This window comes from Paraburkholderia tagetis (genome assembly GCF_022213065.1).
GTDB lineage: Bacteria > Pseudomonadota > Gammaproteobacteria > Burkholderiales > Burkholderiaceae > Paraburkholderia > Paraburkholderia tagetis.
This window is the reverse complement of the sequence record NZ_JAKLJA010000021.1, coordinates 18218-39741: the sequence shown is the minus strand read 5'-3', so window position 1 is coordinate 39741 and position 21524 is coordinate 18218. Positions and strand designations below refer to the sequence as shown.

Sequence of the window (21524 nt, the reverse complement as noted above, 5' to 3'; positions counted from 1 at the left end):
AAAGCGCGCCCGTGCCAGGCCGTCGAGCGCGCCTGAGCAGGACTTGTGCACCGTGTGCCCGCCGTTGCGGGCGTCACGGTGGCGGGGCGGATCCCGGCCCAAGCCGGGACTCCGCTGCCTTACTTCTTGTAGTGGATCTGGTAGGTGCCTTCGGGCAGGTGCGGCGTGCCCCAGACCGCCACTTCCCGCTTGTACGGCAGCGGAAACTGCGGGTTCGCTTCCTCGATCTCGCGCGCGACGCGGTGGCCCGTGAAGGTCGCATCGGCAATCAGGCGCGGGGCTTCGGCATCGCCGATCAGGTACACGCCCTTGACGCCCTTGCTCTCCCACTGATCCTGCTTCGCCTTGATCTCGCGGTACAGCGTGTCGTTCGAGCGGCGGCCCGTGACGAGCACGAGCGAGTCGAACTCGAGCCAGCGGTGCGTCTTGTTCGCATCGCGCGGCAGTTGGCCCGCGCCCCGGTAGGTGCGCTTCGAGCCGTCGCCCCAGATGTTGTAGATCTCGATGCGGCCTTTCTCGATGCGGCTCGCGAAGTGGTCGCCCAGTTCGGTCACGTGCAGCTCATGGAGCCGGCGCATCATGTTCGGATACTCGAGCGTGAAGTGCATGTAGTTCGCGAGATGCACGCCGCTCACGATCGTGACTTCATGGCCCGCCGCCGCGAGCTTTTCTGCGAGGCTCGGCGCCATGAAGTAGGTATCCGCGTTGAGGATCACGACCCGCTTGCCGATGGGCTTCTTGCCGCCCATCACCTGCTCGGGCGTCAATTGATCGGGCTGCGAAGCATCGGCGCCGGGAATCGGATCGTGCGTGAGGCAGTTGGTGCCGTCGCCGACCCAATGCGCACCCGTTGCGATCACAACCTTTTCCGCGCCGTAGTCGAGCACGTCGTCGGCGGTGAGCGGCTTCACGCCGAGCGCGAGCTGGCTCTGCTTGTTCTTCTTCAGCAGCTTGGTGATCTGCGTCTCGCGATAGTCGCGGTGATAGCCCCATTCACCGAGGCCCGGCAGCGTGACCACGCTGTTCAGATGGCCGCCGATCTTCTCGGCGCTATCCACGAGGTGGACCGTGTAGCCGCGCTGCATCAGCACGCGCGCGCACTCCGAGCCCGACGGGCCCGCGCCCACCACGAGCACCGAGTCCTCCGACTTGCACTCCTCGAACTTTTCCGGGTGCCAGCCGCGCCGATACTCTTCGCCAGCCGTGGCGTTCTGCGTGCAGATCATCGGCGGGCCGCCGATTTCCCAGCGCGAGATGCAGACGTTACAGCCGATGCACACGCGCACGTCGTCGACGCGGCCTTCCTCGATCTTCTTCGGCAGGAACGGGTCGGCGATCGACGGACGCGCCGCGCCGATGATGTCCGCATAGCCCTTCGTGACGATCTCGGTCATCTTCTCCGGGTCGGTGAAGCGGCCCACGCCCAGCACCGGCTTTTTCGAAACCTGCTTGATGAACTTGGTCCACGGGACCTGGTGGCCTTGCAGATAGAAGCGCGAGGGGCCTGCGTCCTCGCCCCATTCGGCGATGTCGCCCACGTCCACGTCCCAGAGGTCGACCAGCGAGTCGGCCATTTCGACGAACTTCATGCCGTCCTTTTCGACTTCGACGCCGCCCGCGCCATAGAGCGAGTCCACGGCAAAGCGTGTGGCGATGGCGCAGTCGCTGCCCACGGCGCGGCGCACTTTCTCCAGCGTTTCGAGCCAGAAGCGCGCGCGGTTTTCGAGCGAGCCGCCGTAGCCGTCGGTGCGCTTGTTGTAGTAGGGCGAGAGGAATTGCAGCGGCAGATACGAGTGCGCGCCGTACACATAGACGATATCGAAGCCCGCGTCGCGTGCGCGCAGCGCCGCCTCGACATAGTATTGCTGCACGTCGCGGATATCGTCGAGATCCATCTCCTTGCAGTACGTGAGCGTTTCGAACTCCGAAGCGTACTGGCTCGGGCCGCGCGGCGTGGCGCGGCTTTCCATGCAGGGCGCGTGCGCGCCGCCGTACCACATTTCAATGCCCGCGAGCGCGCCGTACTTGTGGACTTCCTCGGTCATCGCGCGCAGATTGCGCACGTCGCCTTCATCCCAGATACGTGCCGAGAGACGGTGCGTGTCGTCCGACTCCGGATGGATCGAGCAATATTCGGTGTTCATCGCCGCCCAGCCGCCTTCGGCCTTCATCGAGCGGTGCGCGGCCTGGAAACCGGGCAGATTGCTGCCCGCGCCAATGCAGTGCGGGACTTGATAGAAGCGGTTGCGCAACGTCTTCGGGCCGATCTGGATGGGCTCGAACAGCACGTCATAGCGGGGATCGCGGGACATGGGGACGTATCTCCTGATGTGTTTGGTGTGCTTGTGGGGTTACGTGGGTGTTCAGGCCGCGACGCGCGTGCGCACGCGTTGCGGGTCATAGAAGGGCGTGCGGGTGACGGTGCCGCTGAAGGTGCCCGCAGCGTCGTGAATCTCCACCTTGGTGCCGAGCGCCGTATGCGAGGGCTTCAGGTGCACCATCGCGAGCGACTGCATCAGATACCGGCTGAACGTCGCGCTCGTGACCACACCGACCTGCTCCTTGCCGATAAAGATCTTCGCGCCCGCGCTCACCGCGCCGTCGTGCTTCACGAGCACGCCGGCCTGCTTGAAACGCTCCTTGCCGCGCGCGTTGAGCAGCGCCGCCTTGCCGACATAGTCGCCGGGCTTCTCGACGTCGATCATCCAGTCGAGGTTCAGCTCCCACGGCGTGACATCGCCCTCGGGCATGTCGAAGGGGTAGAAGAGCAGGGCGGCTTCGATGCGGGCGAGTTCGAGCGAGGTCCACGAGGCGGGCACGAGACCAAGCGGCTTGCCCGCTTCGAGAATGGCGTCCCATAGCGCGATGGCGTCGCTCGCGCTGCACGAGACTTCGAAGCCCTGCTCGCCGGAATAGCCGCCGCGCGAGATGATGATCTTGCGGTCGAACAGCCGGGTTTCGACGTGCGCGAAATACGGCAGCTTCGCGAGATCGATGCCGATATGGGGTTGCAGGATGGCTGCGGCGCGCGGGCCTTGCAGCGAGAGCATGTGCACGTCGAAGTCCTGATGCCATTCGACATTGCGGCCCTGCGCGGCGCGGCGCAGATGCGCCTGGGTCGTGCCGCCGCCGTGCGAGATGCGGTATTGATTCGGCGCGTCGTAGATCACCATGAGGTCGTCGCACACGACGCCGCGCTCGTCGACTTCCGCCGCGAGACGCGCGGTGCCGGGCTTCATCTTCGTGACGTCGATGGCGCAGATGCTGTCGATCACGGCGCCGGCATCGGGGCCGCTCACGCGCAGGATGTTTAGCGCGCTGATATCGTAGAGGCCCGCTGTCGAGCGCACGGCGACCACTTCGTCGTTCGGGTCGCTGTTGTAGTACCAGGGCAGCGGCATGTCGTTCCACATATCGCCGTCCAGCTTCGAGCCCAGTTCGCGATGGCGAATGTTCAGAATGGATTGCCTTGTCATAGCGTTTTCCCGAGGTTGAACCTTGCGTGAATAAAGGCCGACGAATCTGGGCCGGTAGGCCTTGACGAGGGCCGCTGGATGGCAATCAGTCTCCTTCGTTAAAATCGGCGTCACAATCGCCCCGTGGCGCTACCTCCGAGTGGGTAGGCGCACTACTTCGGTCCGCCGCGCGAAGCTTTCAAATGCGCCGCAACATGCGCTGACGTGTAAGCGCGCATATATCCAGATGGGCGCGCGAGGCCCGCCAGACGGACATTCGGCTGCATGGCGCACGCCCGCATGCACCCCCCTGGGCGTAGCGCGGGGGCTACCCCCAATGAATCATTGCTCTCCCTTTTTGGCTCACCGATTCTGTTCGTACAGATTCGCAGCCACGATGAGGGATCAACGGGCATGAACGGACTCAACGGACCCAAGGCGATACCAGTACGCGTCGAACGTGTGGAGAGCATTACGGCCGATATCCGGCGCTTCACGCTCGTACCGGCGCAAGGCGGCTCGCTGCCGGCGTATTCGGCCGGCAGCCATGTCGTCGTGACCATGCGAGGCGAGGCGCGCACCTGGCGCAACGCCTATTCGCTGACGAAGGCGGCTGGCGCGCGCGACGCGTATCAGATCATGGTGCGGCGCGTGCCCGCCTCGCGCGGCGGCTCGGCGTTCATGCATGCGCAGGTGAAGGAGGGCAGCGAGCTTGAAATATCGATGCCGTCGAACTTCTTTCCGCTGGCGCGGCGCGCGACGAAGCATGTGATCGTTGCGGGCGGGATCGGCATCACGCCGTTTCTTTCGATGCTGCCGGAACTGGCCGCAAGCGGTGCGCGCGTGGAGATGCATCTGTGCTGCCGCCCGGAGGACGCTGAAGCGCTCGAGGCGCTGATCGCCGAGCGCATCGTGGGCGGTGTCGCCATCTACACCGATGTGCAGGACGGCGAAACGCGCTTTGGCGCCATGCTCGCTGCGCAGCCGCCCGGCACGCATCTCTATACGTGCGGGCCAGTGGGGTTGATGGAAGGGCTCGCCCAGGCTGCGCGCGCACGCGGCTGGCCCGAAAGCCACTTTCACCAGGAGAGCTTTGGCGGTGCGTCGCACGGCGAGCCGTTCGTCGCGGTGCTCGCGAAAAGCGGCTGCGAGGTGGCGGTCGGCGCCGACCAGAGCCTGCTTGAAGCACTGGAAGCGGCGGGCATCGACGCACCGTACATGTGCCGGGGCGGTGCGTGCGGCACCTGCTCGCTCGAAGTGCTGGAAGGCGAGCCCGAGCATCGCGACTTCTTCCAGAGCGCCGAGGAGCGCGCAACCAACTGCAACGTGCTGCCTTGCGTGTCGCGTGCGCGCAGCGCGCGTCTCGTGCTGAACATCTGACGAAAACGAGGGAGCCCAACGCCATGTCCATCGCCTTCAAGCCCGACGAGTCATTTCGCGACGTCTACACGTATCGCAATAGCGAAGCCGCGATCCTGCGTTTTCCGTTTCCGTTCCCGGAAGACCGCTACATGTATTCGGTGAATATCGAGCCGCATACGAGCGGCGCGCCCGGCACGGTGTTTCGTGCTGCGTTCGACATCGACGAGCACTACGTTGCCGAATGCCGCGACCGCGCGCTCACGCTCGAAAACGACCCATTGCGCTGCCAGGTGCTGGACCACATGGACACCGCTCAGTGGGACACGCTCGAACTCGTCATGGAAAGCCTTGCGCGCGATTACCCCGAGCATTTCCAGCTCGAGCGCGATGGTGAAAACGGTACGCGGTGGACGTGGACGAACCGTCCGCTCGGGCTCACGCAATCGTTCGTGTTCGGTGACGCCGATACGCTGCCGTGTGCGCCGCTCGAGTACATCACGCGCCAGGCGCAGGGCGATTTTGTCCTGCTCGATCATCGCGAAGACAACCTGTTCATGGACGGCGGCATGGTGACGACCCAGGCGGACTGGTCGCTCGATTTCGACCTCGGCATGAGCTTCATGGAGTGGCACGGTCCCGTGCCGCTCGCGCATCAGGCCGGAATATTCGAGCGTGCGCTGAAATTCTTGTTGCGCCTGCAATCAGGTGCGCCGGTGCGCCGCCTGAACTGGACGATGACCGTCAATCCGCGTCTGGACACCTCGCCCGAGCATTACCCCGAGTGGGGCCCGGACCGGGCGAGCATCACGCCCGAGAATGTCGGCGGAAAACTGCATTTGCGCGTTGAACTTCAGACGCTGTTCAGGCTGCCGCGCAGCAATGCGATCCTGTTTTGCGTGCGCTGTTACCTGATCAGCCTCGACGAACTCGCACGCGTGCCCAAATGGGGCAAGCGCCTGCATCGCGTGTTGACCACGCTGCCGCAGGAACTGGCCGAATACAAGGGGCTGGTGCGCTATCGCGACACGGCGCGGCAATGGCTCGCGCAGTTCGACGATGGCGCGCCGACCACGCTCGGCACCCAGTCCGAGGTCGAGCGCCTGAGCCCACCGCTTAGCCCGCCCCTTGACGAATCCCACGCCCGGCCGAGTTTCGCCGGCTCCTGAGTCCTTCGTGGTCGTGCCGCGTGCCGGGTCCGGCGCCGAGCTTCAAGCGGCGCCGGTTTGCGATGCGCGGCGTGGCGGCGGTCGCATCTCCACATACCGTATTCCGGCCGCCGCCCAGCGGTCCCTCATCAGAGAAAGGAAGAGACATATGAATACGATTTCCGAAGACCTCGTTGTCGAACCAGAGGGTTCGTTACAACGCAAGATCAGTTGGACCGGCGCGTTCTGGGTGGCTAGCGGAGTGCCCGCGCTGGTGCTGTTCTCGATCGGCTCGATCGCGGCCACCGTGGGCAAGCTCTCGTGGGCTGTCTGGATCATTTCGATCGGCCTTGGCTTTATCCAGTCGTTTTCGTATGCGGAAATTGCCGGGCTCTTTCCGCACAAATCGGGCGGTGCGTCGGTCTACGGCGCCATCGCGTGGGTACGGTATTCGAAGCTGTTCGCGCCGCTTTCGGTCTGGTGCAACTGGTTTGCGTGGTCGCCCGTGCTTGCGATCGGCTCGGGGCTCGCGGCGGGCTATGTGCTCTCGATTCTCTTTCCCGCGGACTCCGCCATCAACACCTGGCAGATCACGCTCGTGAGTCTCGACTGGCTGCGCTCCGGCCTGAGCCTGCGCATCAACGCGACCTTCATACTGGGCGCGGCGATCCTGCTCGTCACATTCGCGATCCAGCACCGCGGCATCATGAACGCGGCGCGCATCCAGACCATCCTGGGCATTGCGGCGCTGGTTCCGCTGATTCTCGTCGGCATGGTGCCGCTCTTCACCGGCGACGTGGCGCTGCATAACCTGTTTCCGCTCGTGCCGCTGGCGAAGGACAGCGCGGGGCAGATCATCGACGGCACATGGGACCGCGCGGGCATCACGCTGATGGCGGGCGGGCTCTTCGTGGCCGCGTGGTCGACCTACGGGTTCGAGACCGCCGTCTGCTACACGCGTGAATTCCGCGATCCGAAGCGCGACACCTTCAAGGCCATCCTGTATTCGGGTCTCCTGTGTATTTTCGTCTTCACCGTGGTGCCGCTCTCGTTCCAGGGCGTGCTCGGCCTCGGCCATCTGGTGACGCCCGACGTGAAGGACGCCGCCGGCCATGTGGTGACGCCCGCCGTCTACAGCGGCATCCTCTCGCCGGACATCTACAGCGGCATGGGCGTGGCCAAGGCCATGGCGCCGATGATCCACGGCGGCTTGCTGGTCGAACGCGTGCTCGTGGTGATGCTGGTGCTCGCACTCGTGCTCGCGATCATGACGTCGATGGCAGGCTCCTCGCGCACGCTGTACCAGGCCTCGGTGGATGGCTGGCTGCCGAAGTACCTCTCGCACGTGAACGAGCACGGCGCACCCACGCGCGCCATGTGGACCGACCTGTGCTTCAACCTGATCCTGCTGCTGATGTCGGACTATGTGTTCGTGCTCGCGATTGCCAACGTTGGCTACATCATCTTCAACTTCCTGAACCTGAATTCCGCGTGGATTCACCGGCTCGACCGCAAGGACTGGGTACGGCCGTTCCGCGCGCCCAACTGGCTGATCGTGCTGGGCACGCTGTTCTCGTTCGTCAATCTCGCGCTGCTGGGCATGGGTGCGGACACGTGGGGCGCGGGCACGCTGGTATCGGGCCTGGTGTTTGCCGCGCTGATCCTGCCGGTGTTCATGTTCCGCCACTACGTGACCGACAAAGGGCATTTCCCGGACACGATGAAAGAGGACATGGAACTGCTCGGCAACGGCAAGATCGCCAAGCGCGCGGGGATACTGCCATACGTGACCGTTGTGGCCGGCATCGCGGTGATCTGGATCACCCATGCGCTTGCGGTCTACTGATCTACTCATACTCATACGAACGGAGGGAGCTTTCGATGATGACTTCGCCGATCACGAGCCGCCCGGTGTACGCGGCGCTCGAAGCCGATCCGCAGGGCACGCAGCACTGGCTCCTGAGTTCGGGGGCCACCGAAGCGGATCGCGCTCGCGTGCTGAAGGCCTTGAGCACGCTGGGCGCGGCGCCGCTCGAAGTCTGGTCTGTTGATGAGGACCTGGCGCATGCGGGTGCCGGCAGCGTTTGCGCGGTGCCTCATGCGGTGGCGCGGCGCTTCGATGGAGAGCGCGAGTTGCTTGGCGCGCTGGGTGAGGCGCTGCGCTGCGCGCGTGTGGGGATTCGGATCTATGCGCTGGGTACTGAGCCTTTTATTGGGTCGGTGCGGCAGATCGCGGAGCAGGCGGGTGTCGCGCCCGAGGCGGTGAGGGTGGAGCATAGCGGTAGCCTGCAGCGACGTGTGTATTGTATTCACTGCCGTGCGATGAACGAAGGTGTTACTACTAACGTGACGCCGTGTGGTGGTTGCGGGCGGAAGCTGTTGGTGCGCGATCACTTTTCGCGGAGGCTGGCGGCGTTCATGGGGGTGCAGGCCGATGCTGAAGTGCCTGGGGAGCTTCCTGTTATTGAGCATGCTTATTTGTGATGGTATTTTTGGGGCTTGTTGTTTTTTTCGCGTTTCCTTGTATTCGTGTCGGTCTATTAGTGTTGCCCCTGTGCGGGGCGGCACCTACTTTTCTTTGCAGCCGCAAAGAAAAGTAGGCAAAAGAAAGCGGCTCAAACCGCTAGTGTGACGCCGTCCACCTCTTGCCTGTGATGGAAGTGGTTCCGGGGCATCCGTCACCTCGCACCTTCAAACTCAGTGACAAAGGAGTCATTCATCCCGCTGCTCGCTACGCGCGCAGCGGTCGGGTATGCAGGGGAAACAAGGGTTCTGCCTTGGCACTCGAATACGCTTGCGCAGCATCGATGCGCAGGCATCCTGATGGTTTTGGGTTATGCCCCACGGCGCGCGCAGCGCCGCCGGAGGTATGAGTCCTTAGTCACTCCGTTATACGGCGCGTGATGGCAGACGCTCCGGAACCGCTCCGATAATGGGCAAGTGGTCCACTGCGTAACACTCGCGGTGTGAGCGGCTTTCTTTTGCCTACTTTTCTTTGCCGCTGCAAAGAAAAGTAGGTGCCGCCCCGCACAGGGGCAACGCTAGCAGACCGACACGAAAACAAGGAAACGCGAAAAAGCCAGCGCCCAGAAATCCATAAGCCCAGCGCAGCATCCCACCTACCTCCAAAGTGGAATCCCCTCTTGCAGATTGCCGCACGGCCGCAAAACGCCATACTGAAAGCCTTCGGCCTTGTGCCGGTGATGCAGGAGGAAATGGCATGGAATCTCTCACCACGGTTCTTCTCGTCGACGATCACGCGTTATTCCGGCGCGGCGTAGCGCAACTGATCGAGATGAACCCGGCTTTTCGCGTGATTGGCGAGGCGGGCTCGGGGCGCGAGGGCGTGGCGATGGCGCTGGAGCTCGAGCCCGACGTGATGCTGGTCGATCTGAACATGCCGGAGATGAGCGGAATCGAGACTATCGCCTTGCTGCGCGACCAGGGTGTCAAGGCACGCTTTGTCATGCTGACCGTCTCCGATAACGAACGGGACGTGGTGGCCGCGCTGCGCGCCGGGGCGCACGGCTATCTGCTCAAGGACATGGAGCCCGAGGAACTGTGCGCGAATCTGCAGAAGGTGTTGAAAGGCACCGCCGTGCTCAGCGAGGCCGCAACCGGCAATCTGGTCCAGGCGCTCTCGGGCAGCCAGTCGTTTCGCGCGAGCGAGACGCTGCTTTCGGCGCGCGAGCAGGAGGTGCTCGACTACCTCGTTGAGGGGCTCTGTAACAAGGCGATTGCGCGCAAGCTCGATATCAGTGTCGGCACGGTCAAGGTGCACGTCAAACATTTGCTGCATAAGCTCGATTTGCATTCGAGGCTTGAGGCGGTCGTTTGGCATCGCGAGAACGTCGGGCGGCGGCTCGCTTCCGGGGGGTAAGCTGTGCTTACAATTCTGTTCAGGGGTTGGGGCGCTGCTGTTTGTTTCGTAGTTCGTGGGTTTGTCGCGTTTCCTTGTATTCGCGGTGGTCTATTAGCGTTGCCCCGCACAGGGGCAACGCTAATAGACCGACACGACCACAAGGAAACGCGAAAAAAAAAACCTATCTCACGGTACTCCCCGTCCCAATACGCGTTTGCTGCGCCAACGAGGCGGGCACGAACGTCACCACAATACGCGAGCCCGGCTCGTTCGAGCGGATCTCCAACCGCCCGCCAAGGCTGCGCGAGCGCTCGCGCATGATCGAGAGCCCGTAATGGTGCTCGCCACCCGACTCCGTAACGATGCCGCGGCCATCGTCCTCGATAGTCACGGTGACTTCGCGCTCGTTCGACGACAGCGTCACAAGCGCACTCGATGCGCGCGCGTGGCGCACGACGTTGGTGAGCGCTTCGCGCACGATCTGCCCAATATGCAGTTCCTCGTTGACCGTGAGGCGCACGCGGCGGATGCGGTTGTCGACCGAGATCTGCACTTCGCTGCGCGAGGACAGCTCTTCAGCGACTTCCTCAAGCGTCGCCGCGAGTCCGCGCGCATGCACAGAGGTCCGGAATGTGGTGAGCAACTCGCGCAACTGCCGATACGCGCTGTCGATCCCTTCGCGGATCGCCCGCGCGATCTGGCCGACGTCGCTATGCGATAGCTCCTCGGGCAGCACGGCCTGCAGCCGCGCGAGCTGGATTTTCATGTACGAGAGCGATTGCGCGAGCGAGTCGTGGAGTTCGCGCGCGATGGCGTTGCGCTCTTCCAGCAGTGTCATGCGCCGGTCGCGCACGTCCCGGCTCAGGTTGGAGATGGCCTGCGCGAGCACGCTCGCGATGGTCTCCAGCAGATGCAGATGGCGCTGCTCGCTGCGCGTGTCGGTGTCGCTTTCGCAGATCAGCACGCCATATGTGCCCGAGGGCACGCGTACCGGCGCGGCGAGGATCGTCAGGAGTTCGTCCGACTGGCTCTGCGGCAGCGATCGCACGCCAGAGAGCGACATCAGCTCGTTCACGACGCGCTCGCTCACGATGTGCGGTGCGAGGTCGGCGGGGGCCACGATCGTATCGACGCCAAGCAGTTGTGCCGAAGGCTCGGAGAGCACGAGCGCGATGCGCTGCACGCGCAGGAGGCCGACGAGCCGTTGCAGTAGCGCTTCCAGCGTTCCCCCCGTGGGGGCGTTTTCGGCGAGCTGGGCGCAGATATAATGCAGCAGGTCGAGCGACTGGTCCGCGAAGGCAATATGGTCTTCGACGATACGCTTGAGCCGGGCCGATTCATCCTGCTCGCTACGCAGCCGCGCAACGAGCCCGTTGAGCACCGTTATCAGACGATCGATCTCGTCGCGTCCCGCAGGCACTTCGTGACCGACCTGGTTGAGCATGTGCAGGGGCAGCGCCGGGCGCAACACGAGCGCGCGCCGCGCGCCCCACGCAAGCGCGAAGATGCCCGCGAACAGCAGCGCGGCGGTGCAGGCTTCGAGCAGCGTGATGACGGCTTCCAGCGCATCGCCCTCGCGATCGATTTCGATTCGCAGCGCATCGAGCATGTCCGGGGCCGCGTGCTCGCCTTCGAGCGTTTGTAGTTGCGTGGCGATGAGCGGCGTGGGCGCGCCCCGTTGCCGCCAGTGCGTCAACAAAGTATCGTTGTGTACGAGCGACATGGCGTGTGCGTCGAGCTTGAGCGCGGCATCGGGTGCACGGGTCGCGATGCTCGTGGCGATGCGGCGCAGCCTGGCGGCATCGCCGAGCGAAACGGCGGCCTGTTCGTACAGAGCCTTGTTGTCGAGCTGGACGCGCGTGCAGACGAACAGCAGCGCGATGAGCGCGACGAGGCACGCGAGGACGATGCAGGTTTTCGCGTAGAGCGGATAACGGCGCAACCAGGCGCGGTCGGCGGCATTCATCTGGAGACAAGTAGCGAAGAAGGAACTGATGGGCGCTGCTTTTTTTGCAACGTAACTGGAACGCAACTGCAACGCAATTGCAACGCAACTGCGGCGTCCGGATTGCGGATTCGCGAGGCCAATGCATGATGACAGTGTATCTGTTTTCCACCACGCTGCTGGTGCTTGTCGTGGGGCTGGTGCTGCCGAGACTCGGTCCGGGTCACGGCGTCGACGTGCTGCTGTATATCGCCATTGCCTTTGCGCTCGCGCTGGCAAGCGGTCTGCTCGGGCTGGCCTTCACGTTTGGCGCGAAGCGGGCAGTGAAGCGCGGCATGCGCAGTTCCGCGGCGCCCGAGCTCACTGCGTTCGCGGAAAATCTCTCCACGCCCGCGGTGCTGCTCGACAACGACGCTCTGGTGTTCGTCAATGGCGCTTTTCTGAAGCACGCGCGCTGGGAACATCATGTCGACGAGATCGTTGGCATGCCGTTCGGCAATCTGGTGCATCCGCAGTCGCTGCTGGAGTTGACGAAGCTGCTCACGCAAACCGGCGTCGATGACGAGCGCACCTCGGGCTCGTTACGCCTCGCGTATGGCGATGGCACGTTCCGCCGCCATCCCGTGACCGTGCTGCGCGGCCGGGGCTCGCGCCTCACGCTCCTGCAATTTCCCGCACCTTACGCGAGCGCCGAGGCGCAGCGCAGCGAAGCGCAGATCCAGCAGCACTGCCAGGACGTGGTCGCGCAGTTGCCGCAGGCGCTCTTTCGCATCGACCGCGAGCAGAACGTCATCTTCGTGAATCCCGCATGGCGCAGCATGCTGCGTATCGTCGGCGGCGGCGGCGATGTTCCGCCGCTTGCCGGCTTCGTGCATCCCGAAGACCGCGCGACGCTGACCGCGCGGCTCACGACGCTGCTCGACGGCCATATCAGTGAGCTCATCACGGTCGTGCGCATGATCCGCGCCGATGAAACCATGTTTCATGTCGAACTGCGCTGCCAGGCGGTGGCGGATCAGGAAGGACACCTGATCGGCGCGGTGGGTCTCGCGCTCGACGTGTCGAACAGCCGGCGCAACGAGGAAGCGCTGCACGCGAGCCGCCGCAGCCTGCGCATGTTGCTCGCGAACGTGCGCGCGATGATCTATCGCGGACAGAACAATCGTCTCTGGTCGATGGAGTTCGTGAGCGAGGGCTGCTTCGAGTTGACCGGCTATGAAGCCAACGAGTTGCTCGACGAATCGCTCATGAAGTTCGTTTCGCTCATTCATCCCGAGGACCGTGAGTTCGTCTGGAATGAAATTCAGGCGCGCGTGGCGGTGGGCGAGCCTTATGAGGTCACCTACCGTATCGTCGACCGCTCGGGGCAGACCAAGTGGGTATGGGACCAGGGGCGCGGTATTTTCTCGGCGCGCAACGAGTTGCTGGGTCTCGAAGGCTTCATCATCGAAGTGACGCGGCGCCAGCTTGCCGAAGAGAGCGCGCGCCGCCGCCTGGTGTTCGACCGTTCGACGGGCCTCACCAATTCGGCCATGTTCATGGACCGGCTGAGTTTTGCCCTGGCGTGCGCGCGCCGCAATGCGCAGCCGTGCGCGGTGTTCGCCGTTCATGTGATCGACTTCGACGAGGTGACCGGACGTTTCGGCCCGGAGTATGCGGATCGCGTGCTGGTGCAACTGGGCCGGCGCTTGCAGGCGATCCAGAGCGACCTCAATGGCGCGACATTGCTCGACAAGCAGGATTTTGCGATCATGCTCACCGACTTCTCGGCGCCGGCGCTCGACTGGTGCGAGTGCGCGGGGCAGGTGGCGGCGCTCGCGCCGGAGAACAGCACGGCGGCGGTGGAGATTCTCGCCGAAAGTTTGCGCGCGATGGTGGGCCGGCCACTGCGTGTCGAGGGGCACGAATTCCGTGTTACGGCGCAGGTGGGCTGGGCGCTCGCGCAGAGCGAATTCCCGAACGCGCTCGACATGATCGACACCGCGCTCGCGGCGGGCGAAGCCACGGGTAACGGCCGCACGCCGGGCACGCCAAACCAACAGGAACAGGCAAATGACGAAGCGGGTTGAGCAGGTTGAGCGGGCCGAGGGAGAAGCGCCACCGGCCGCAGGGGAGGCGCCCGATCACTCGATGTCGATTGAACATTTCATTGGCAAGGTCGTGCGCGAAAACCGCACGAATCAGGGGCTCACGATTGCCGAGCTCTCGGAGCAGAGCGGGCTCTCGCGCAGCATGGTGTCGAAGATCGAGAACGGCCAGGTGTCAACGAGCCTCGAGTCGATGGTGAGCATCGCTCGTGCGCTGGGTATCTCGATGTCCACGTTGTTCCGCAATTTCGAAGGACAGGAAGGCACCGCGCAGCATGTGAAGGCGGGCAAGGGCATGGAGGTGGTCCGGCGCGGCACGACCAAGGGGCATACCTATCATCTGCTGGCCTACGACCAGGGGCCGGCCAAGCTGTTCGAGCCGTTCCTCATCACGATGGACGACGAGTCCGAGATCTTCCCGACGTTCGAGCATCCGGGCACGGAATTCATCTACATGCTGCAGGGCAAGATGGAGTACCGGCACGGCAATCGCAGCTACCTGCTGCAGCCAGGCGACGCCTTCACGTTTCGCGGATCGGTGCCGCATGGGCCGGAGCGCCTGATCAAGCTGCCGATTCGTTTCATCACGATCATCATGTACGGGCACGCGGGCGGTTCGGACTTCTGAGCATCGATCGCTCCGCATTTCACTCGCCCTGGTTTGCCCCCTTCGCTTTACAGCGCGCGATCTGCTTTTTAGCTTCGTCCACGACATGTTCGGGCGTGAAGCCGAATTTCGTGCGCAGCGCATCGAGCGGTGCCGATGCGCCAAACGTATGCATCACCACCTGCGAGCCCAGCCGCCCCACATAGCGGTCCCAGCCCAGCGTGGCCGCCTGCTCGACGGCCACGCGCGCGCGTACTTCCGGCGGCAGCACCGCGTCCTTGTACGCCTGATCCTGCCGCTCGAAAATCTCCCACGAAGGCATCGAGACCACGCGTGCGTGAATATTCCCGGTCTTTAGCGTTTCGTAAGCCGAGATGCACAACGCCACTTCACTGCCCGTCGCGAGCAACAGCACGTCGGGTTGCTGGCCTGGCGGCGCGTCGGCCAGCACATAGGCGCCGCGGCGCAGGCCCTGGGCGCTCGCGTAACGGCTGCGGTCGAAGGTTCGTACCGGCTGGCGGGTGAGCACGATGCAGGCGGGCTCGCGCGGCTCGTCCAGCGCGGCGCGCCACGCTTGCGCGACCTCATTGGCGTCGGCGGGACGCAAGACCGTGAGACCCGGCACGGCGCGCAACGAGGCGAGCTGCTCGACCGGCTGGTGCGTGGGACCGTCCTCGCCAAGACAGATCGAGTCGTGCGTGAAGACGTACACGACCGGCAGTTCCATGATCGCGGCGAGGCGGATCGGCGGCTTCATATAGTCGCTGAAAATGAGGAAGGTCGAAGCAAAGGGCCGCAGGCCCGAGACCGCGAGGCCGTTCGAGACGGCGCCCATCGCGTGCTCGCGCACGCCGAAGTGAAGATTGCGCCCGCTGTACGAGTCGCGTTCGAAGCTGCCCGCGCCTTCGAACTTGAGGTTGGTCTTCGTCGATGGCGCGAGGTCCGCGGCCCCGCCGATCATCCACGGCACGCGCTGCGCAATGGCATTGAGCACCTTGCCCGACGACTCGCGCGTGGCCATGCCTTTCTCGTCCGCATCGAAGGTGGGGATGCCTGAATCCCAGGCGTCGGGCAGACGGCCGTCCAGCAACTGGTGCAGTTCCGTGGCGAGCGCCGGCTCGCTCGCGGCATAGGCGTTCAGGCGCTCTTGCCACGCCTCGTGGGCTTGCTTGCCGCGCGCGCCCATGCCGTTCGCGATGTGATCGCGCACGCCCTCGGGCACCAGGAATTGCGCATCTTCAGGCCAACCGTAAAAGCGCTTGGCGAGCCGCACTTCGTCCTCGCCCAACGCTTCGCCGTGCGCCGACGCGGTGTCCTGCTTGTGCGGTGCACCCCAGCCGATGATGCTGTTCACGACGATGAGCGTCGGCTTGTCGGTCACGGCTTTGGCCTCGTTGAGCGCCGCTTCGAAGGCCTCGGTGTCGTTGGCGTCGTCCACGTGCAGCGTGTGCCAGCGGTAGCCGCGAAAGCGCGATTCCACGTCGTCGCTATAGGCGAGATCGGTGTGGCCTTCGATCGTGACCCGGTTGCTGTCGTAGATCCAGATCAGATTCGCAAGCGCCAGGTGGCCCGCGAGGGACGCCGCCTCGTGCGAGACGCCTTCCATGAGATCGCCATCGCCGCATAACGCGTAGACGCGATAGTCGAACAGCGGCGCGTCGGGCTTGTTGAAATGCGCCTCGAGCCAGCGTTCGGCTATCGCCATGCCCACGCTGTTGCCGAGGCCTTGGCCCAGCGGCCCCGTGGTGGTTTCCACACCTGTCGTCAGACGAAACTCGGGATGACCCGGCGTCACGCTGTCGAGCTGGCGAAAGTGCTCGATGTCGGCGAGCGAGACGGCGGGCTCGCCCGTCAATTGGCCCTGCGCGTCGATGGCCTTGACGCCTGCGAGATGCAGCAACGAGTAGAGCAGCATCGACGCGTGCCCGACCGAAAGCACGAAGCGATCGCGGTTGGGCCACAGCGGCGCATCGGGGTCGTAGCGTAAATGGTGTTGCCAGAGCTGGAACGCGATGGGCGCGAGCGCCATGGGCGTGCCGGGGTGGCCCGAATTGGCTTTCTGCACGGCATCCATCGAGAGGGTGCGGATCGTGTCGATGGCGAGACGGTCGAGATCGGGGCCGGTGGAGGTGTCGGCAGTATCGGCAGCATCGACAGTATCGCGGCGGGTCGATTGGGGCATGAAAGTCTCCCTGGCAAGAGCAACAAGAGCACACAAGAGCACACGGTCCGGGTTCCGGCTCAGATGGGCCGGCGGGCCAGCAGACGAGCATTGCGCAAATGCGGTGCCTTGCCGTGGGGACGGAGGCACAAGGGTTGCGCAGGTGAGCAGGTAGGGCCTGTTCACGCTAATAGCAGGCTCGCGCTGGCAGTCGCAGGCGTGGATGAAATGGAGCGATGTGGACCCACTCATGGAGAACAGTAATGGCTAGTGAATTGAAGCGCTGCAAGGTAGCAATTCTCGCTGTGGATGGATTTGAGGAATCCGAATTGACCGGTCCGTTGCGCGCGCTTACCGAGGCTGGCGCCGACGTCGAGGTGATTTCGCAGAAAGGCGGCGAGATCCAGGGCTTTCGCCACGTGGACAAAGGCAACCGCGTGAAAGTGGATCGCACGTTCGCGCAAGCGAAGGCCGATGACTACGATGGCGTCGTGCTGCCGGGCGGCGTGATCAACGGTGACGCGATCCGGATGATTCCCGAGGCGCGCGAGTTCGTGCGCTCCGCCGATGCCGCGCACAAGCCCATTGGGGCGATCTGTCATGGCGGCTGGCTGCCAGTGTCGGCCGGGATCGTGAGCGGGCGCACCATGACGAGCTGGCCGTCGCTGCAGGACGATATTCGCAACGCGGGCGGCACCTGGGTGGACTCGCGCGTGGTGCGCGACGGGCATCTCGTCACGAGCCGCAAGCCCGACGACCTGCCGGCGTTCAACGCGGAACTGATCGCCTGCCTCTCGTCCACGGCGGCGTAGCGCGGGCGTGAGCAGGTTATACCGGTTGCCACGGATTACCACGGGTTATTGTGAGTCATCGATAAGGATATCGAAATGGATATTCGATACCAGAGCGACCCACCGGAGTTCGATGGTACGAATCTGCAGATGCACTTCGTAGCCGTCGTGGACGGCAAGCCGCTCGACTGTTGCATCACCGCCGAGGCGCTGGAAGATCATTTCGGCGCGGCCTCGGCGCTCGAAGGATCGCTACGCGAAGCGTTCGCGCGCGGGCTTGCGCGCATCCACGCGGTTTGCACGCAGGCGATCGAGCAGACGGACGGGGCCGTGGTGCTGCACAGCGGCTACTTTCGCGTGCAAGGGGCCTGAGAACGGGTGGGCGATGTGATTGAAGCGTTCGAGGAAGTTGAGGGAGGTTTGTCATGTCTCTGATCGTTGCGAGCCGTTTCACGACGTTCGATAACGCCGAAACGGCTATCGACAGGCTCCACAACCATGGCTTCACGGATGAAGACCTGTCGCTTTTCTTCGTGAACCCGGGTGGCCAGCACGCCCGCTTTCCCGTGGGCGGCGACCGCTATGCCGATCCGCAGTCGCGCTGGGCGTCGCTTGGCGCGGGGGCGGGCGCGGCGGTGGGGGCGGTCGTGGGCCTCGTGTTTGCGACCGTGTTTTCGCTGCTCGTTCTGCGCTCGCTTCTCGTGCTGGCGGTGAGCGCTGGCGTGGGCGCCTATGTCGGCACGCTGCTGGGCGCGCTCTGGCAGACGCGCGGCGGCGGCAAGGGGCGCGCGCCCGACATTGGACATGATCCGGACGGCACGCCGAAGGCACGCGAATCAGGCGTGCTCGTGGCGGTCCATGTGAGCCCCGAGACGCAGCAGGAAGCGGCGCACGTGCTGGCGGAGGCGGGCGGCGTGGAGATCGAGCGCGCCAACGGGCGCTGGCAACATGGGCAATGGGCCGACTTCGATCCGACGCGCACCGTCGAACCGCTGCGAATCTGATTGGGTTTCGTGCAGCGTCGGATGCGGGCCACGCGTGCCCCCGTGCGTGCCCCATTTCATGGCTTACGTGTACGCCTGCTACGTCATGAACTACGGCGTGCAAGCCTGCGGCGGCAGGCACCACGGTTGCGCGATGCCGCATCGGAAGGAGGATACCGATGAAACGCAAACTAGCGGTCTACGAATCGAAGCGCCGCTTCGAAAGCACGCCGGAGCCGCGCGCACAAGCAGCGCCGCGCAAGGCGCGCGGGCGCGGCGACCCTGGCAGTGACCCCGGCAGTGACGAGGCCGCTTCTTATGTGATCCAGCGTCACGACGCGCGGCGGCTGCACTACGACTTTCGCCTCGAACTCGACGGCGCGCTCAAGTCCTGGGCCGTGCCCAAGGAGCCGAGCCTCGATCCGTCCGTCAAGCGGCTCGCGGTGCATGTGGAAGATCATCCGCTCGCGTATGGCAACTTCGAAGGGCGCATTCCCGAAGGCAACTACGGTGCGGGAACCGTCGAAATCTGGGACCGCGGCACCTGGCGCCCCGAAGGCGGACTGCGTGCGGCGCGCAAAGGGTACGCGCAGGGTAAGCTGAAATTCACGCTCGACGGCGGCCGGCTCCACGGCGGCTGGGCGCTCGTGCGCAGCCCCATGGACGACGCGAAGCAGGATCGCTGGCTTCTGATCAAGCAGCGCGACGATGAATCGACGCGCGATGCGGCGCAGGGCACGCGCCAGCGAGGCGCGGAGCATGGCGAAAAGCACGACACGTCTGCCTCCGCTGATGCACCCGTGAGTCGCACGAGACACGCCACGCGCGAAAAAACCGGCGATAAAGCCGGCAACAAGGCCGGCGATAAAACCAGAAAACAGGCCGGCGACAAAACCGCATCGGCCGCATCAGCCGAGGTGGCCGGCACCCGCATCACCCATCCCGATCGCGTGATCGACGAGCAAAGCGGCGCGCGCAAGATCGATCTCGTGCGCTACTTCGAGGCGATCGCGCCCATGCTGTTGCCGCATCTGGGCAAGCGGCCGGTGTCGCTTGTCCGCGCGCCCAAGGGCGTAGCGGGCGAGCAGTTCTTTCAGCGGCACGCGAAGCCGCCGCAGATTCCCCATGCCGTGAGGCATGACGACCTCGATCCTGGACATGCCGCGCTGCTGACCTTCGAATCCGTCGCGGCCCTCGTGGACGCGGCGCAGATGGATGCGATCGATCTGCATACGTGGAATGCGCAGGCGACGAGCATCGAGAAGCCCGACCGGATCGTATTCGATCTCGACCCGGACCCTGCGCTCGAATGGCGTCGCGTAGTGGAGGCGGCGCGTATGACGCGCGACCTGCTCGATGAGCTGGGTTTGCGCGCATGGTGCAAAACGACCGGCGGCAAGGGGCTGCATGTGGTCGTGCCGCTCGCGCGACACGCGCTGTGGGACGAGACGCTGGAGTTCGCCCATGCGGTGACGGACTACATGGCCGCGCGGATGCCCGAGCGCTTCAGCGCGAAGATGGGAGCGCCCAATCGCAAGGGACGCATCTTTCTCGACTATCTGCGCAACGCCAGAGGCGCGAGCTCGATAGCCGCGTATGCGCCGAGGGCGCGGCCCGGGCTTCCCGTTTCGGTGCCGGTTAGCTGGGACGAACTCGACGCCACGACGTCAAGCGCTCAATGGAATATCGCGAACCTGCACGAACGACTGGATGCAATGGAAGGCGATCCCTGGGAAGGATACGGCCGCACGAGGCAGCGCATCAGCGAAGCGATGCGGCGACGATTGCAAACGACTTGAAGACCTTCGTGGAGGACGTATCGTGGACACATTGAGCCTCGATTCCGTCGAATTCACCTTCTTCCCGATTGGGCTCGAAGATGGCGTGGCGGAGCATCGCGCCATGTTCGTCGGAACGCTTGCGCTGCCCGTTGTCGTGATTTCCCGAGTCGATGGGATAAAGTCGGTGAGGATTGCGTTCGACGTTCCTCGCTACGTCGCGTTCGCGAAGCACTATATCAATCACGCCGATGTGGTGCGAGACGCGATTGGCCAGGCGACGCGCGATAACCATTTCAACCAGCCGCCGGACGGGACCGTGTACCTCGATGGCGATGCACCGCGATGGACGGGAACGCTGCAACTTGCTCACCGCTAATCGCGCCGTTGTTCGCACGGGTAATCGCGCCGTGAATCACGTCGTGAATCACGCCGTGAATCACGCCGTGAATCGCGCTGCTAATCGCACTGTTGATTGCACCGTTGATCGCACCGTTGATCGCCCGGTTAATCGCGATGCTCTCGCCAGCGTTGGTCTTCTCATCTATTGCGTCTATTGCCTGAAGCAGTTCGTCGAGCGCAAACGGCTTGGCAACCACGGCATCGATCTTGCCCGCAAAGCTGCCGGCGTGCCTGGATTTCACCAGCGCGATGATATGCGGCTTCTCGACGGCGTCTTCAAAACCGTCCACGAACCATAACGACGTGGTAACCGAATGTTCGGGAACGTCGAGCAACACCAGTTTCAGGGACGTGTCGAGCCAAACTCGTTGCCAACAGTCGAAGCCTAGCGCCTTTGGCCGCCCGTACCCTTTTACGCCGAGCAGAACGGCAAGCGATTCCCGAACAGCCTGGTTCTGTCCGACGATGGCGATTGGGCCGGTACGTGGGGGAGTTTTTAGCGCATGGGCCGCATTGGCGCGCAATTGCCATTGACAGCGCAGCCATTGCACTCGCGACAAGTCGTAATCGCGCTGCGCTTTCGAGAGCCTGGCAAGAGAGGTTTCCGGATCATTCTTTAAGCGCTGCAGATCATGGTTCGCCTTATCGAATGCGATGCGCGCAGAGTCGAACGCGATCTTGTCTTGGGCGATCGACATCGGGTTTGGGGAGGACACGCTGATCTGCTCCAAATACGGCGACATGCCGCGATAGGTATTCAGCATAAAAGCATAGAACCAAAGATGCGCTTTCAGCGTGAGCAGAGCGAAAAGCAAGAATTTACTTGCTTCGCTACCGTTTCCGATGTGATTTTCTCGATCGTTTGCCACCCGTGCGGACGCGAGGCGGTTGGGCACCTCGATTGCGTATCGATCGGAGAACGCCAAATTCGTGGGGGGATTCGATT

General features: G+C 63.9%; 17 protein-coding genes. 11 read left to right on the top strand and 6 right to left on the bottom strand.

The genetic code is table 11. The annotated features are described in order from the left end of the window. Positions 1-119 precede the first annotated feature (119 nt). Both L5014_RS22360 and L5014_RS22355 read right to left on the bottom strand, forming a co-directional pair. Entirely contained in the window at positions 120-2312 is a 2193-nt protein-coding gene (locus L5014_RS22360) for an oxidoreductase (RefSeq protein WP_238465922.1), read from the bottom strand. A gap of 51 nt (positions 2313-2363) precedes the next feature. Continuing rightward, positions 2364-3476, bottom strand: coding sequence for an aminomethyl transferase family protein (locus tag L5014_RS22355; protein WP_238465921.1), 1113 nt, complete (start codon positions 3474-3476; stop codon positions 2364-2366). A 393-nt stretch (positions 3477-3869) separates the two neighbouring features. Between L5014_RS22355 and L5014_RS22350 the strand changes: the two genes are divergently transcribed. From L5014_RS22350 to narL, 5 genes are all read left to right on the top strand, one after another. Continuing rightward, positions 3870-4835: a PDR/VanB family oxidoreductase gene (locus L5014_RS22350; RefSeq protein WP_238465920.1), complete on the top strand. Its 966-nt coding sequence runs from the start codon at positions 3870-3872 to the stop codon at positions 4833-4835. A 23-nt stretch (positions 4836-4858) separates the two neighbouring features. Beyond that, positions 4859-5983 (top strand): heme-dependent oxidative N-demethylase family protein, encoded by a 1125-nt coding sequence (locus tag L5014_RS22345; protein WP_238465919.1) that lies wholly within the window; start codon positions 4859-4861, stop codon positions 5981-5983. A 148-nt stretch (positions 5984-6131) separates the two neighbouring features. After that, on the top strand, positions 6132-7808 hold the full coding sequence (locus tag L5014_RS22340; protein ID WP_238465918.1) for an APC family permease: 1677 nt from the start codon (positions 6132-6134) through the stop codon (positions 7806-7808). A gap of 35 nt (positions 7809-7843) precedes the next feature. Continuing rightward, positions 7844-8446, top strand: coding sequence for a dimethylamine monooxygenase subunit DmmA family protein (locus L5014_RS22335; protein WP_238465917.1), 603 nt, complete (start codon positions 7844-7846; stop codon positions 8444-8446). Positions 8447-9182: 736 nt separating this feature from the next. Further along, entirely contained in the window at positions 9183-9842 is a 660-nt protein-coding gene (narL, locus tag L5014_RS22330) for a two-component system response regulator NarL (RefSeq protein WP_238465916.1), read from the top strand. A gap of 163 nt (positions 9843-10005) precedes the next feature. On the opposite strand, the gene L5014_RS22325 is transcribed toward narL, so the two are convergent. After that, a complete protein-coding gene (locus L5014_RS22325; protein ID WP_238465915.1) occupies positions 10006-11790 on the bottom strand; it encodes a histidine kinase in 1785 nt (594 codons plus the stop codon). Positions 11791-11915: 125 nt separating this feature from the next. Between L5014_RS22325 and L5014_RS22320 the strand changes: the two genes are divergently transcribed. Both L5014_RS22320 and L5014_RS22315 read left to right on the top strand, forming a co-directional pair. Next, entirely contained in the window at positions 11916-13838 is a 1923-nt protein-coding gene (locus L5014_RS22320) for a PAS domain-containing protein (protein ID WP_238465914.1), read from the top strand. 61 nt (positions 13839-13899) lie between these two features. After that, entirely contained in the window at positions 13900-14484 is a 585-nt protein-coding gene (locus tag L5014_RS22315; RefSeq protein ID WP_238465997.1) for a helix-turn-helix domain-containing protein, read from the top strand. 19 nt (positions 14485-14503) lie between these two features. On the opposite strand, the gene tkt is transcribed toward L5014_RS22315, so the two are convergent. Continuing rightward, a complete protein-coding gene (tkt, locus tag L5014_RS22310; protein ID WP_238465996.1) occupies positions 14504-16537 on the bottom strand; it encodes a transketolase in 2034 nt (677 codons plus the stop codon). 350 nt (positions 16538-16887) lie between these two features. On the opposite strand from tkt, the gene L5014_RS22305 reads away from it, so the two are divergent. The 4 genes from L5014_RS22305 (at position 16888) to ligD (ending at position 20197) form a co-directional block, all read left to right on the top strand. Continuing rightward, positions 16888-17436: a type 1 glutamine amidotransferase domain-containing protein gene (locus L5014_RS22305; RefSeq protein WP_238465913.1), complete on the top strand. Its 549-nt coding sequence runs from the start codon at positions 16888-16890 to the stop codon at positions 17434-17436. A 75-nt stretch (positions 17437-17511) separates the two neighbouring features. After that, on the top strand, positions 17512-17787 hold the full coding sequence (locus L5014_RS22300) for a DUF1488 family protein (RefSeq protein WP_238465912.1): 276 nt from the start codon (positions 17512-17514) through the stop codon (positions 17785-17787). A gap of 53 nt (positions 17788-17840) precedes the next feature. After that, positions 17841-18419, top strand: a complete 579-nt coding sequence (locus L5014_RS22295; protein WP_238465911.1) for a hypothetical protein — start codon at positions 17841-17843, stop codon at positions 18417-18419. 158 nt (positions 18420-18577) lie between these two features. Beyond that, positions 18578-20197, top strand: coding sequence for a non-homologous end-joining DNA ligase (ligD, locus tag L5014_RS22290; protein ID WP_238465910.1), 1620 nt, complete (start codon positions 18578-18580; stop codon positions 20195-20197). Here ligD and L5014_RS22285 read toward each other — a convergent pair. Continuing rightward, positions 20160-20471, bottom strand: a complete 312-nt coding sequence (locus L5014_RS22285) for a hypothetical protein (RefSeq protein WP_238465909.1) — start codon at positions 20469-20471, stop codon at positions 20160-20162. The genes ligD and L5014_RS22285 overlap by 38 nt on opposite strands. Before the next feature lies 1 nt (position 20472). Then, positions 20473-21474, bottom strand: a complete 1002-nt coding sequence (locus L5014_RS22280; RefSeq protein ID WP_238465908.1) for a hypothetical protein — start codon at positions 21472-21474, stop codon at positions 20473-20475. Positions 21475-21524 lie beyond the last annotated feature (50 nt).

Bases quoted from the DNA above. Each gene is read 5' to 3' on its own strand.
- L5014_RS22360 (WP_238465922.1), bottom strand. From the start codon at position 2,312: ATGTCCCGCGATCCCCGCTATGACGTGCTGTTCGAGCCCATCCAGATC.
- L5014_RS22355 (WP_238465921.1), bottom strand. From the start codon at position 3,476: ATGACAAGGCAATCCATTCTGAACATTCGCCATCGCGAACTGGGCTCG.
- L5014_RS22350 (WP_238465920.1), top strand. From the start codon at position 3,870: ATGAACGGACTCAACGGACCCAAGGCGATACCAGTACGCGTCGAACGT.
- L5014_RS22345 (WP_238465919.1), top strand. From the start codon at position 4,859: ATGTCCATCGCCTTCAAGCCCGACGAGTCATTTCGCGACGTCTACACG.
- L5014_RS22340 (WP_238465918.1), top strand. From the start codon at position 6,132: ATGAATACGATTTCCGAAGACCTCGTTGTCGAACCAGAGGGTTCGTTA.
- L5014_RS22335 (WP_238465917.1), top strand. From the start codon at position 7,844: ATGATGACTTCGCCGATCACGAGCCGCCCGGTGTACGCGGCGCTCGAA.
- narL (WP_238465916.1), top strand. From the start codon at position 9,183: ATGGAATCTCTCACCACGGTTCTTCTCGTCGACGATCACGCGTTATTC.
- L5014_RS22325 (WP_238465915.1), bottom strand. From the start codon at position 11,790: ATGAATGCCGCCGACCGCGCCTGGTTGCGCCGTTATCCGCTCTACGCG.
- L5014_RS22320 (WP_238465914.1), top strand. From the start codon at position 11,916: ATGATGACAGTGTATCTGTTTTCCACCACGCTGCTGGTGCTTGTCGTG.
- L5014_RS22315 (WP_238465997.1), top strand. From the start codon at position 13,900: ATGTCGATTGAACATTTCATTGGCAAGGTCGTGCGCGAAAACCGCACG.
- tkt (WP_238465996.1), bottom strand. From the start codon at position 16,537: ATGGATGCCGTGCAGAAAGCCAATTCGGGCCACCCCGGCACGCCCATG.
- L5014_RS22305 (WP_238465913.1), top strand. From the start codon at position 16,888: ATGGCTAGTGAATTGAAGCGCTGCAAGGTAGCAATTCTCGCTGTGGAT.
- L5014_RS22300 (WP_238465912.1), top strand. From the start codon at position 17,512: ATGGATATTCGATACCAGAGCGACCCACCGGAGTTCGATGGTACGAAT.
- L5014_RS22295 (WP_238465911.1), top strand. From the start codon at position 17,841: ATGTCTCTGATCGTTGCGAGCCGTTTCACGACGTTCGATAACGCCGAA.
- ligD (WP_238465910.1), top strand. From the start codon at position 18,578: ATGAAACGCAAACTAGCGGTCTACGAATCGAAGCGCCGCTTCGAAAGC.
- L5014_RS22285 (WP_238465909.1), bottom strand. From the start codon at position 20,471: ATGGTTATCGCGCGTCGCCTGGCCAATCGCGTCTCGCACCACATCGGC.